Source organism: Segatella copri (genome assembly GCF_019249655.2).
Lineage (GTDB): Bacteria > Bacteroidota > Bacteroidia > Bacteroidales > Bacteroidaceae > Prevotella.
This window is the reverse complement of the sequence record NZ_CP137557.1, coordinates 3,512,431-3,525,203: the sequence shown is the minus strand read 5'-3', so window position 1 is coordinate 3,525,203 and position 12,773 is coordinate 3,512,431. Positions and strand designations below refer to the sequence as shown.

The 12,773-nt window shown below is 43.1% G+C and carries 10 protein-coding genes; 3 read left to right on the top strand and 7 right to left on the bottom strand.

What is annotated here, in order from left to right:
* Positions 1-64: 64 nt before the first annotated feature.
* Positions 65-748 carry an outer membrane beta-barrel protein gene (locus KUA49_RS14415; protein WP_218413218.1) on the bottom strand — a complete coding sequence of 228 codons (684 nt, stop codon included), beginning with the start codon at positions 746-748 and terminating at the stop codon, positions 65-67.
* Positions 749-760: 12 nt separating this feature from the next.
* The gene (locus tag KUA49_RS14410; protein WP_218413219.1) at positions 761-1,819 is read right to left on the bottom strand and encodes a DUF4848 domain-containing protein; all 1,059 of its coding nucleotides are present in this window, start codon (positions 1,817-1,819) and stop codon (positions 761-763) included.
* 258 nt (positions 1,820-2,077) lie between these two features.
* Between KUA49_RS14410 and KUA49_RS14405 the strand changes: the two genes are divergently transcribed.
* Positions 2,078-3,073: a histidine kinase gene (locus tag KUA49_RS14405; protein ID WP_318331625.1), complete on the top strand. Its 996-nt coding sequence runs from the start codon at positions 2,078-2,080 to the stop codon at positions 3,071-3,073.
* Positions 3,070-3,822: a LytR/AlgR family response regulator transcription factor gene (locus tag KUA49_RS14400; protein WP_218413220.1), complete on the top strand. Its 753-nt coding sequence runs from the start codon at positions 3,070-3,072 to the stop codon at positions 3,820-3,822. The genes KUA49_RS14405 and KUA49_RS14400 overlap by 4 nt, the downstream gene beginning before the upstream one ends.
* A 498-nt stretch (positions 3,823-4,320) precedes the next feature.
* On the opposite strand, the gene KUA49_RS14395 is transcribed toward KUA49_RS14400, so the two are convergent.
* Positions 4,321-7,743 carry a leucine-rich repeat protein gene (locus KUA49_RS14395; protein ID WP_218413221.1) on the bottom strand — a complete coding sequence of 1,141 codons (3,423 nt, stop codon included), beginning with the start codon at positions 7,741-7,743 and terminating at the stop codon, positions 4,321-4,323.
* Between the two features lie 272 nt (positions 7,744-8,015).
* Here KUA49_RS14395 and KUA49_RS14390 point away from each other — a divergent pair, with 272 nt between their 5' ends.
* Positions 8,016-8,756 carry a hypothetical protein gene (locus tag KUA49_RS14390; protein ID WP_218413222.1) on the top strand — a complete coding sequence of 247 codons (741 nt, stop codon included), beginning with the start codon at positions 8,016-8,018 and terminating at the stop codon, positions 8,754-8,756.
* Positions 8,757-9,141: 385 nt separating this feature from the next.
* On the opposite strand, the gene KUA49_RS14385 is transcribed toward KUA49_RS14390, so the two are convergent.
* The 4 genes from KUA49_RS14385 to dapB form a co-directional block, all read right to left on the bottom strand.
* Positions 9,142-9,795, bottom strand: coding sequence for a WbqC family protein (locus tag KUA49_RS14385; RefSeq protein WP_203041696.1), 654 nt, complete (start codon positions 9,793-9,795; stop codon positions 9,142-9,144).
* Positions 9,796-9,999: 204 nt separating this feature from the next.
* A complete protein-coding gene (locus KUA49_RS14380) occupies positions 10,000-10,440 on the bottom strand; it encodes a S26 family signal peptidase (protein ID WP_203041695.1) in 441 nt (146 codons plus the stop codon).
* Between the two features lie 12 nt (positions 10,441-10,452).
* Complete coding sequence (gene lepB, locus KUA49_RS14375; RefSeq protein ID WP_218413223.1) at positions 10,453-11,901, bottom strand: signal peptidase I; 1,449 nt, start codon at positions 11,899-11,901, stop codon at positions 10,453-10,455.
* 14 nt (positions 11,902-11,915) lie between these two features.
* Positions 11,916-12,677, bottom strand: coding sequence for a 4-hydroxy-tetrahydrodipicolinate reductase (gene dapB / locus KUA49_RS14370; protein ID WP_119248609.1), 762 nt, complete (start codon positions 12,675-12,677; stop codon positions 11,916-11,918).
* Positions 12,678-12,773 lie beyond the last annotated feature (96 nt).

The following is a 12,773-nucleotide window of genomic DNA, read 5'->3' as shown; positions in this document are numbered from 1 at the left end:
GGTTATTCTTTACAAGAATTGCCACAAAGTGTCTTCATTGTTGTTGTAAAATCAAGGAGAACCACTATAATGTATATCCCAATGTCAGATGATAGCTGTGGTTCTTGAATTTAAACTGAGGTGACTTGTCAAGAAAACCACGAGAATAGCCTAATGTTACAGCATAACGATTGGCATAAACAAACTTTCCTTCAATTAAGCCTCCCACATCCCATCGCTTATAACCATCAAGGCGATTGGTATTATGTTGATAGTTGTTGAAGCTGTTCCATTTGAAGCTATTACCAGACTTTCCATCTGTATTCTCGGTTACATTCTCCTTGATAGATACCATGGAAAATCTTCCATACGCACCAACAGAAGGAATGAAATGCAACTTCTCACCCAGAGTGAAGTCATATCCAAACTTGACAGGAATTTGGATGGATAGTTCTCTTGAATTTACCGTAGGAAATGCAGCTGTAAGTCCACCATTATAGTAGTCTGACATGGCGGTATAGCTACCTGCCGTCATTAAGAAATCAATTCCCGAGGAATAGACAAAGTTCTTGCTTGTTTCATAGGATATCCCAACACCTACACTTGCACCCATTTTCATTTTTTGATCTTGGGCTACATAGGAATTTCCACCAACAAAACCTGACAAGTTTGTACCAGTATGTAAATCCACCTTGACTCCCTGTTGTGCCATGCTGCACAAAGGTAAGAGACTTGCCATGATAAGCATAGCTAAAAATACTTTCTTCATCGTCTTATAATTTTATAGAATGTCTATTTTTACAATTTGGGCTTTGCTTTCCAAGCATTTAGGCATGACAAAATTTCCAACTTTCTCTGTTATGTCATTTCCATCTTTGTCATGTTCAGAAGTCAAGTCTGACCAGACATGGAATTCTCCAGTAAACTTAGCAGCGGTCTGTCTCTTTCCTAAAATGATGTCAAAGCCATTCTTTACTGCCTTCTCGTTATTGAAGATATATCTAGGAAGTCTATTGACAATGGCTTCTTGTCCATATTTTCCTTGTCCAAGATAGACAAAGTTGTTGTCAAGATAGGAATCAAAGAAATATTGACGGTGTGGGTCATTTTTCCACCCATACCACATATGTTTCTTAGCACTCATCTTTACTCGAAGATAATACCCTTGAGCATACGCTTCAAAATATATCTTGGTGTTGCTGCGTGGTCTGAGTTCCACTTTGTTAGTGCCAGCAACTGTACCTTCCTGTGATGGTACTTTCTGACCAGGGGTAGATGGGAGGGATGGATAATTTGGATAGTTTTCAGAATTTACACTAATTTTTCTGACTTCATTTCCAACAACGAAATAGCCATCCTTATTCGCAATATATGATTCTGGTGAATCAGCATTAGGTACATACAATGATACATCAGAATTGTCCGAAGCATCAGTTATCAACAGTCCCTCATACTTCTTTTTATACTCTGAGTATTTAGCGTTGAAATCAGATAATGATGTTGCCTCATTACCAATCTTTTCAAGCTCTGCGTCTGCATCATCTGCTAAATCATAAAGATTCTTGATGCCATATTTGCTAATAGTCTCGGTTCTTGCGAAACTAGACTCGTTAAGTAACTCGTTCTTGAACTTCTGGAAACTAGCCTCTGAATCAAATTTCAGCGCAAGTTCTCCATCACCCAATGTTCGTGTACCTTGTACAACATTTCCATTGGATACTTCTACAACCTCAATTCCATTATTGTCTGCTACTGGGGCTGAGTTTGTACTTAGGCTATCATCATCTGTACATGAGAACAGAAGTGAAGCTGTACACATTGCTAAAATTAACTTTTTCATTTACCTTATTTTTGATTTAACCTAAATTTTTCGAGTGCAAAAGTATTAAGATATTTCAGACTATGCAAGTACAATCATCGTGATTCGGAGAAATTGAGGTGTGAATCACTCAAAACCACAGATGAACCTTATCTTACTATACTATGAATGGTTCATAAGCGAAAATAGTGGATTCATGAGTGTTTTTTCGTCATTCATGGTTTTTACTATTGTCTATCTCGAAAAAAAAAACTAAATTTGCAAGCAAAAATGAGTAATATGAAGAAATATCATGGTTTTATAAAGAGTTGGTTCATCATATCCATCACCACATGCATCTTTTCCTACTTGCTATGGGCACTGATGGACTTTGATACGTTTGTGGGTACAGGTGTCACTTTCGAGGACTTGTGCTTCGACATAGTATATTGTTCCTTTTACACATTATTCTCTTTGTGGGTTTCTATTTCCTTGGGTGACATTTTTGTAAAAAACAAGATAAGCAATCCTCGTTTTGTCACCCATATCCTATTGTTGTTGCTAGCCAATTCTGTTTGGGCTGTTGCATTTGAAAACATATTTGATAGCCTTTGGCATGCTGGGAACGATGTATATTGGGACAGATTATATGTTTTTGGATTAATCGCCACATTGCTGACCATGGTGAATGCGTGCCTATATTATTGCTCCATCCTCATCAGAAAAGAGAAGGAAAACGTAGTGCTTACCAATAATCTCTTGCGTCTGCAGATGAATCCGCATTTCATATTCAACAGCATCAACACGTTGGCAGACTTGATTGAGGAGAATCCTGTACAGGCAGAAAGTTTCACTCTGAAATTCTCTGAAATCTATAGATATGTAGTCACACATCTGGATGATGAGACGGTGCCAGTACATGAAGAGATTCATTTCGTGAAGAACTATTGTGAGCTTCAAGAGATAAGTTCTCCTCATACCATACATGTGGAAATTGCCGAAGAACTGGAAAGATGCAAGAATAAGACCTTGCCATTGGCGATACAAATGATGGTAGAAAATGCGATAAAGCATAACTGTCATACCAAGGAAAGACCGCTTTTTATCTCAGTGTATTGTCATGGCGAATATATTATCGTTAGAAATGTAGTGAATCCGATAAAGAGCACTTTACCTACAACACAAAAGGGATTGTCAAACTTGCGTCTGCGCTATAGTCAATTAGGAAAGGAACTAGTCGTTAGTAACGACAATAAATATTTTGAAGTTAAACTTCCAATCTTATCAAAATCATGAAAGTTTTAATCATAGAAGACGAAGAACGTGGCTTTTCAAGACTGAAACGCCTCTTGCAAAACATAGACAACTCTATGGAAATACAAGGACCATTAACAACAATGAGAGCGGTCATTGACTATCTGCAAAATCCGCATGACGAGGATGTAATCTTTGCGGATATAAGACTGGGCGATGGTGATGTGTTCGAGGCTTTCTTGGAGATAGCCCCAACTTCTCCTGTGATATTTACCACGGCTTATAATGAATATGCCTTGGAAGCATTCAAGAGCAATGGCATCGCCTATCTTCAGAAACCGATATTGACAGAAGAATTGGAGAAAGCTCTAACAAAGGCTAAAGCCCTGTGCAATAAAGTCATAGATTACTCAGATCTGATGGAGAAAATGGGGATGGCAACAGGTAAGAAATGGAGAGACTATTTCCTTGTGCATATCTATGATGGCTTCAAACTTGTCAAGACAACTGACATTAGTTATTTCTTATCAGAGAATGGTGTCGTTAGGGCATACCTTAGTGATGGTAATTCTGTACCCATCAACCAATCTTTGAATGACTTGGAGCTGCAATTAAATCCCAATTTGTTCTTCCGTGTCAGCCGCCAATATATGGTAAATATCGAGCGCATTGACAAACTCACCAATTTCTTCAAATACAGAATGACCATTAGCCTTCATGGATTTCCTGAGTTGCGAATTGTGGTCAGCAAAGACAAAATCATGAAATTGAAGAATTGGCTCGACAGATGAAGACAAGAATTGACTTGATGTTTTTTCGCACAACTATATAAAAAAAGAAGTTTCACTGTGGTACATATTGTTGAGAGGTGTACCACGGTGAAAATTGTGGAAACTGACAATATACATTAAATTTGGATTCACTGATGTTTCTAATCTCAAATTACTTGTGAAGCAAGGTTTTACTATAAAAAGTTCTAATTTCCATAAAATTCCTCTTGTAAATCATTGGATATTTAGAAAAATATCGTATCTTTGCCCCCAAATTGAGGTGTTCTTTGCATATTGCAAAATACAGAAACGAGCAGAAGTCCGCTCGTTTCCATATTGTTACCTATATAATATAGGCAAACGCCCAACTTCTTGATTTTCAATCAAAGTCCAAATTAGAGCGAGTTATTTTTTTTAACGTTACATTTTCATCATTCCCCCCACGCGAATTCAAAATCAGATGCCCTTAGAAACACCACCGTTAATGCTTCTAAGGGCATAGTTTAAGACAATTACAATCTACTTTATCACCAGTTTATAATTACTTCCGTCGGCTCTACGAACTACGTAAATGCCAGGAGCATTTGGCTGCTCTATCTTCACACCATCCAAGGTGTAATAGCCAATGATAGGCGAATTGCCATCTATCAAAGTATGATTGATGCCCGTTGACTGAGATACGCCTACGGCATAAATCTTCACGCAGTTTTCGGAAGCCGAAGCCGAAAGTGCCGCAGCTCGTGATAATGGGCGGCAAGCCGCTACCTGGTGAGCCTTTGCAGCTTCTGTATCATCAGCCACCTCCTGCTCGGCTCCATAGATATAAACGCAAGTTTCCTTATCTACACGATAAGCCACCTCGATGGTTCCCCTATCCGATTTAACAAAGGCCTGTGGTTCCGCCTCGCCCACCTTTACATTGAGCGTGTTTTTACCCACAGTCTTGCAATCTATCACCATCGTTCCGTCGCCGGTATTCACCTTTACGATTAATCCATTAAAGCGATTGGCAATATCCGATTTTCCTGGTGCCAAGCTGCCTATTCCTGCCACTTCGGCAGCAGTCATGGTAGAATTGAGCACGATACTTCCATCAGTACTGTCGTAGCCATCACCATCGCCCACCGTAACATAAACATCTCCAATCACCGCATCACCCAAATCAGCTTCTTCTGAAATGCCTGCAGCAAACGAGGTTTTAGAATCCTTATCCATTGCACCCACCTGGTTAACTGCCATCACCTTATCAGCAATATCTGGGAACTGAGCCTTATACTGCTCTACCAATTCGGCAGGCACCTTGATGGCAGCAACGCCTACATTCCAACATTCAGCTTGTGGATGAGGTATTGGCGACATGCAAGTTATGACGCAATCACCCCCTTCTTTCTTCAAAAAACTGTAGGTGAAATTATCCTCTACATTAGCCGTTGAAGGAATATAAACCGTCTTAGCGGGGCAATCAGAGAAAGCTCCATCTCCTACACTCGTAACGCCTTCTGGTAAAGAAATGGTCTCTAAGGCTGTTTGTCTAAATGCCCGACTTCCTATCGTTGTCAAACGAAGTGGCCAGTGGATATTTTTCAGAGAAGAACAACCATAGAATGCATTATCTCCAATATATCTGATGCTATCAGATAAATTGATGGTTGTAAGATTCTTGCATCCATAGAAAGCAAATTCGTCTATTCGCTCCAAGCAAGCAGGAAGAGTTACCTCCGTGAACTCTCTACCAGAGAAAATTCCTCTCGGCAGGCGACGTACCTTATCACCTATGACAATCTTCTCCAGAGGTATATTTGACTCCATTAAACGCTCGCATTCGGCATTGATTGCATTATAGGTAAGGCTCCAAATATTTGAGCAACCATAGAAAGCACCACCACCAATATACTCCACCGTTTCAGGAATGGTTACCTTTTTAAGATTCTTGCATTGATAGAATGCCTCATCACCAATTCGCTTGAGTCCCGGCATTTCAGGCAGAGTCTTTATTTGCGTACCGGCAAAAACCCGGCTACCTATCTGCTCCACAGAAGCTGGGATATGGAATGTGGTTGCATTTCCTTGCCAATTTTCAAAAAGATTATCTGCCAATGTTACGGTTCCATCTTTGATAGTATATTCCTCCAGATTTTTATCCACACACTGATAAGCCACTTTACCAATATAGCGGATATGATTCTCTGGCTGAATATCGTTGATAAACGGGCAGTAAGAACTAGAATAACCAGTGAATGCATAAGAACTGATATCACGAAGTGTGGATGGTAGATTTGCCTCCTTTACTGGCGAATTACTAAAGGCACTATAGCCAATATACTTCAAGCCCTCTCCTATCGTAATCTTCGTCAAATTCGGGCAGTCTCTAAATGTACCCTCCCGGATACTATCGCATGGCGTTGTCATCTCGATTTCGGTAATCGGAGTATTAGAAAAGGCGCCTGCGCCCATCTCCACTTTTCTATCTAACTTAAGAGCCTTCAACGGAACATCACAGAATGCTTCTCGGCCAACATACAGAAGACTATTTGGAAGATTATCCAACTCCAAACTTAAACAACTCCGAAAGGCATTATCCCCCACAGAAGTAAGTTTCGCAGGGAAATTTATCGTTTCTAAAATAGAACAGCCATAGAATGCTTCTTTATTTATACGGCTCACTCCTTCTGGGAGCTTCACACCTCTCAAAGTTTTGCAATCACCGAAAATATCTTCTCCTACTTCGGTTATGCTCTCAGGAAGCTTCACTGTAACAAGACTCTCGTTCTTGAAGAATGCCCATGCCAGGTTATTACGGTAGCAATCGTATCGCTTGTAACCAAATCCTGCAGGTACTTGCTCTGTGCGATTCTCCTTGCTGAAGATATAATTATATATTTTTTGTTCCTCATGGAAACCCTTGGATGGAGAGTATGTTCTGTACACGGTTCCATCATACTCAAACTTCACCTTTTCCAGATCAAGATAAGCAAGGCTTCCAACGAGTCCCTGGGCATCGGCAAGAAACTTCAGGTCTTCACCATTCATGGTGCCGGTAAGCACAAGTCCGTTTACCTCATCAGGATCCAAATCGAGAAGCTGCTTTTTCAGCTGACCCGGCTTTACCTCTATCTGATAGGTATTCTCCGGCTGTTCGTTGATGTCATATCGCTTCGTCAGAGTATAGGTCATAGGATCATTATACCTCATTGACCCGTCTGCCAGAATCATGGCTGCACGCACCGTAGTGGTAGAGGCGATATGGATTTTATCATCTTTATGATAACGCTGGGAATGGTGGTTTGGCATAGAACCATCTAATGTATAAACGGTGATGTTATATATACTGTCGCCATCATCAACCTGAATATTCCATGGATTGAGCGTTAAATCAAATGGCTCGTAGAAAGGTCCTGCCTCATGCGAGAATCTGATGTAGTGCCCACCAGAAGATCCAAATGGATAATAAACAGAAACACTGCGCAGCACAATATCATTTGGCGCAGTAATCTTCAAACGACTGTTTCCATCTACGCCATACATTTTTATCCTCTCTTCGCCACATTCATCAGAACTGAGCTTGCCGTTGGAAATAGATACATTTACTTTTGCCAGGAAATCCCAATAAAATGGGTCATCATCATCATATTCCTTATCGGGATTATGCCAGTGAATGGCATTGACAGATAAACAGGCGTTGCCGATAAGTTCAGGAATCACCGGTAGGGTTATGCTTCCTCCTTCCTTGATAATCAGATTACCCTCGCCGGCATAGACATTATCAAAAGTCCATCCCGAGGGGTTATCCAACTGCGATGGATTCAGCTTAGTCTTACCATCAGAAGTTCCCACTACTTTTTCAAAGGTCTCCTCAAAAAGAAGATCTCTTCCCTCTGCCAAAGCTGGCTGTATTCCTATGCAAAACAGGAAGAGGAAAAGGATTAATTTTATTCTTCTCATAACAGTAAATTTATAAGTTATTAATAATGAAGATTATATCACTCTACCTGCAAAGATATAAAAAAGATTCAAACGAGAAATAGCCCTAGCCGCCTGGGATGAAGATTTATACGCATTAGCGTTTCTTTTTTACACATTGACGCATCCATTTACGCTTTTACGCTTCTTTTTTACGTATTGAAGTGGATTCTTTAACGCATTGAAATGGTTTTCCGTATTTTTTTTGTACCTTTGCGCCCGAATATTAACTATTATTTTTTAAGTATAAACGTATGAATTCAAAATCAGTAGCAAAATTAGCAGCATGCGCCTCAGCGACGCTATTGTTGTGGGTAAGCCTGACGAGTTTCTCGCCTGCAGTTGCCAAAAACGCCGAAGGTTTCACCGAAAGTAATACCGAAAGAAATACTATCGGTACTCTTTCTGAATTAAACCAGATTGAATACGAGAAGCATCTCCTGCCTTCCAACAGCATCAGCGCCGGATGCGGATATTCATGGCTCAGCAACGAAATTCTTACGGCTAACGGCAAAAGCCTGAACAGAACGCCTACGGGCTTCGACGTTACCCTGGAATACGCCCATCTGTGGAATCTGTGGAAGCAGCCGAACGCCTACCGCCGTCCTTTTTATATGGGCTTCTCCATCAATGCTGTGGGCAGCAGAACCAAGGTGGGAATCCCTACTGGCTTCGGCAACGATGCCAACGATGTGATCATGAACTATTTCGTGGGTGCGGGTTACAAAATGGCCTACAAGACGAATAAGCACTTCATCTGGAATATGGTGCTGAGCCTTGGCTACGCCTGCACTGACGATGATTTCAACACCATGGATGGCTTTGGTGTCTATGCGGAAATGGGGTGCGAATACTTGCTCAGCAAGCACTGGTCGGCTGGCGTGAGTTTTGGCGGTATTAGCACCTCTTATAAGCAGCCGGCAGGATGGGACGGCAAATATAGATTCGGCATCGATCACAATGGCTTGCGCGCAAAGCTGGGGTACTATTTCTAAGTTAACAGCAAAATCAGGCACTTTTACTGGGGATTTGCTACCACAAAATAACGCAAAAAGGTGGATTTTTAACTAAACAGGGGGTAAATTCTGTTTTTTATGTGGCAAAATAATAGAATTTATACCACAAAAAGGCAATCTTTACGAAAAGAAGACACAAAAAGTTTGTACCTTTGCATCAGTTAAAACAAAAAGACGTTGTGAAACGTTTTATCATCATCTTTTACTTATACAAATAAATTATGAAAAAAACGAGTTTCCATGGGGATGGGAGCTCGTTTTTTCGTTTTTTAAGTTCCATTGCACCCAAGATATTAACTATAATTCAAGTAATAAATGAATAACTGAGCTTTTAAAGGCAGCGAGGCGATACTCTACCTTATTATTATAGGTAGAATATCGCCTCGTTTCCTTCGTTGAAGAGAAGATCAAGGATGCTCATGTTGGGCTGGAAACCAAATTTCTGCTCATACACCTGATAATAGCGCTTCGACTCGAATTCGGCATCAGGAAGCGGTTTCTTGGGGCGAATGGCTTCGCGGAAATCCTTGATACTTTCAACTTTATGCTTAGTAAAGCTGTTGAATTCTTCACTCTTCACTTTTCGTTCTTCACTTAAAAAGTACTCGTTGGTGATTGAAATCTTGGGACGGATATCCAGAAGTTCTATCATCTTCTCTGTAATCTCCATGTTGAAATCGAAGAGGAACTCGTATTTCTTCTCGTAGAAGGGGCGAATGTCGTCCTGGTAATACTCGAAGAAGGGGCTCTCGCCGTAGGCGGAGAGGAGCGCATTCCAGTGTACATGGCGCCAGTTGGCGTGGTCGGAGATGCGGATGTCTTTCATCGCCAACGATGTGTTGTGGTTCGTGGGGATGGTGAGGGCGAGGGGGCCGTTGGTGGTTGGGATGAGCATGCGGTTGCGATAAGTTTGCTTGATAAAGCTCTCGTGGCGCTCTATCAGGCACTCGTCGTAGCGGTTCAGCTTCTGATACCACTGAATGGGGCCGAAATAGGTGGAGGATAATAATGCTTTCAAATTCTTATTCTTATGTATTTATTAATTCTTACTCAAGTTTCGCATGTAAGCTCCACACGCCCTGAAAGGGCAGAAGCTTTTGCCCTTACAGGGCGCCTTGCTGATTGCCATTATACCCAGGGCGATGCCCTGGGCTAGGAGCTTTTGGGCCTTCAGCCCGTTCTTAAACCACATACGAAAGTTCAGTTAATAACGTGTTTATTCTCAAAATAGCTTATAGGCTTTGCCTATCATCTGATGCTTGTGAACCAGCTGCTCACCGGCAGGTGTCTTCAGGAGATAGAAGCGGCAATCCTTGCAGCCGCAGCGCTTGCAGCATACTGTGGGTATGATGTAGCTCGCCTTGCCGATGCGGAGGGTATCGCCCGGAAGCTTGTCTATCCTCCCGATGAAATACACCATGAATACATTCTTGCGCCGCTGGTTGCGGAGCGGAAGTGCCACGGAATCGGCATAAACCACTATCTCGCCACGATTGAAAAAATCGCAGTCAATCCTATTCACTATCACCCGGTTGCCCTCTTCCAAATGCGGAGGGAGACCCCCGGCGGGCACCGTGAAGACAGTGAATGCATAGGTTCGCACCGCCCATACCAGGAGCAGCGACAAGCCTAAAGCTATTAGGAATTTAACTGCGATTTTCAATCTATCTTTCTATTACTTGATGTTATCTACGAAGTTGAACAGGCGGTTCCAGCGGATGCCTGAGAAGCCCGGATGGTCAGGACTGTGGCTCCACCAGATGAAGATTGGCTTGCCAACGATGTGATCCTCTGGCACGAAGCCCCAGTAGCGGCTATCGGCTGAGTTGTGGCGGTTGTCACCCATCATCCAGTAGTAATCGAGCTTGAAGGTGTAGCTCTTCGCTAGCTTGCCGTTGATGAAGATGTTGCCCTGGCTGTCTACCTTGAGGTCGTTGCCCTCGTAAACCTTGATGCAGCGCTCATATACTGGCAGGTTCTTCAGCGTCAGAGCGATGCTCTTGCCCTTTTTCGGAATCCATACAGGACCATAGTTATCGCATGTCCAACCGGTGTAGGCGTTGAGCGGATAGAGGTCGCCGTATCTCGCATCGGTGTTGATGGAGATGCTCTCTACCAGGTTCTTGTTCGCCTTCAGAGCCAGATAAGCCTTCTTGGTGAGTGGAATCACGCCGCTCTGATTATACATCAGCAGGTCTTCGTTGGTAATTCCCAGTTCATCGGCAAGGTCGATTGGGAACTCGCCCTTGAGCTTCATCTTGTAGGTATATTGCACATTATCAGGCTCCTTGTTTGCCTTTCCGTTCAGATAAACGATGCGGTTCTTGATCTGCAGGGTCTGACCAGGCAAGCCCACGCAGCGCTTTACGTAGTTCTCGCGACGGTCGGTAGGACGGCTGATGATGTCACCATATTCGCCCGGCATGCTGGCGATGTAGTTGCGTCCGGCAGCATACACCTTTTCGAAGTAGTGGCGCTGCTGCAAAGGGTTCAGCACGCGAACATCCTGCTGCTGTCCGTTCTGCTCCAGAAGCTGGTCACCGATAGAGTAAACCATCTGATAATAATCATTCGCCTGATAGCGCTCCTCGTTGCAGAGGGTGTCGCCGGCAGGATAGTTGAACACCACGATGTCGTTGAGCTTCACGTTGCCCAAGCCCTTTACGCGGCGGTAATCCCAGTGAGGCCACTCCACGTAGCTCTTCACGTTAACCAGCGGCAGGGTGTGCTGGGTTAATGGCATAGTGAGCGGGGTTTCAGGGATGCGAGGACCATAGCTTACCTTGCTCACGAAGAGATAGTCGCCCGTGAGGAGACTCTTTTCGAGAGAAGATGACGGAATCACATAGTTCTGGAAGAAGAAGAGGTTGATGAAATAAACCGCTACAAGAGCGAACACCAGCGCATCTACCCAGCTCATGATGAAGCGCACGGGGCCTTCTTCATCCTTCCACCACTGCCAGTGAATCTTCTTGGTGATGTAAACGTCGAAGATGAACGGAACCACGATGAGTCCCAGCCAGCTCTCAACCCATATCAGGAAGAGGAGGTAGAGGGCGAGAACCACTGCGAACTTCGCCCACTGCACCTTCATGTTGAGGTTTTGTTTCTGTTTATCAATCATATTTATTAGATTTATTAGAACTTAAATAAATCTGATGTGGTGAGCAAACCTGAATGGTTGGCTGTGAACTCTGCTGCAAGAACGGCTCCCAGGGCGAAGCCCTTGCGTGAGTGGGCACTGTGCTCGATGGTAATCATATCAGCATCTGAATCATACATCACGGCGTGAATTCCAGGAACCTCGCCATCGCGTACGCAGTTGATAACCAGGTCTTCGTCGGTGATGTTAGCATCGCCCTCATCGTGATGGCCATCCTCTGTCCAGTAGGTTACGCCACGCTTCCAATCCTTCTTTCTATCGATGTTGTCGATGATTTCCTCGGCCAGTGTGATGGCTGTGCCTGATGGCGCATCGAGCTTATGAACGTGGTGGGTTTCCTGCATGCATACTGAGTACTGTGGGAATCCGTTCATGATCTTTGCCAGATAGCGGTTTACGGCAGAGAAAATGGCTACTCCGATGCTGAAGTTAGATGCCCAGAAGAGGGTCTGCTTTCCGTCGGCGCAGAGTTTCTCCACGTCTTCCTTATGGTCTTTCATCCAACCAGTGGAACCTGAAACCACCTTCACGTTGTGAGAGAATGCCTTCAGATAGTTGCCGTAGGCGGCAGTAGGGTTAGTAAACTCGATGGCAACATCGGCAGAGCAGAACTCCGGACTGTCGATATCCTCAGGGTTATTCACGTCAATCTTACATACGATTTCGTGGCCACGCTGCAGGGCGATCTCCTCGATCATGTGTCCCATCTTTCCGTAGCCAATCAAAGCTATTTTCATCTTTATCTAAATTTTATTTGTTTTTTACTCATTTCTTATGCAAAAATACACATTTTTCTTCGAAAAACCTTGAAAAATACGGGTTATTATTATAAT

Excerpts from the sequence above, each read along its gene's own strand:
- KUA49_RS14410 (WP_218413219.1), bottom strand. The coding sequence starts at position 1,819 with ATGAAAAAGTTAATTTTAGCAATGTGTACAGCTTCACTTCTGTTCTCA.
- KUA49_RS14400 (WP_218413220.1), top strand. The coding sequence starts at position 3,070 with ATGAAAGTTTTAATCATAGAAGACGAAGAACGTGGCTTTTCAAGACTG.
- KUA49_RS14395 (WP_218413221.1), bottom strand. The coding sequence starts at position 7,743 with ATGAGAAGAATAAAATTAATCCTTTTCCTCTTCCTGTTTTGCATAGGA.
- KUA49_RS14415 (WP_218413218.1), bottom strand. The coding sequence starts at position 748 with ATGAAGAAAGTATTTTTAGCTATGCTTATCATGGCAAGTCTCTTACCT.
- lepB (WP_218413223.1), bottom strand. The coding sequence starts at position 11,901 with ATGATTGATAAACAGAAACAAAACCTCAACATGAAGGTGCAGTGGGCG.
- KUA49_RS14390 (WP_218413222.1), top strand. The coding sequence starts at position 8,016 with ATGAATTCAAAATCAGTAGCAAAATTAGCAGCATGCGCCTCAGCGACG.
- KUA49_RS14405 (WP_318331625.1), top strand. The coding sequence starts at position 2,078 with ATGAAGAAATATCATGGTTTTATAAAGAGTTGGTTCATCATATCCATC.
- dapB (WP_119248609.1), bottom strand. The coding sequence starts at position 12,677 with ATGAAAATAGCTTTGATTGGCTACGGAAAGATGGGACACATGATCGAG.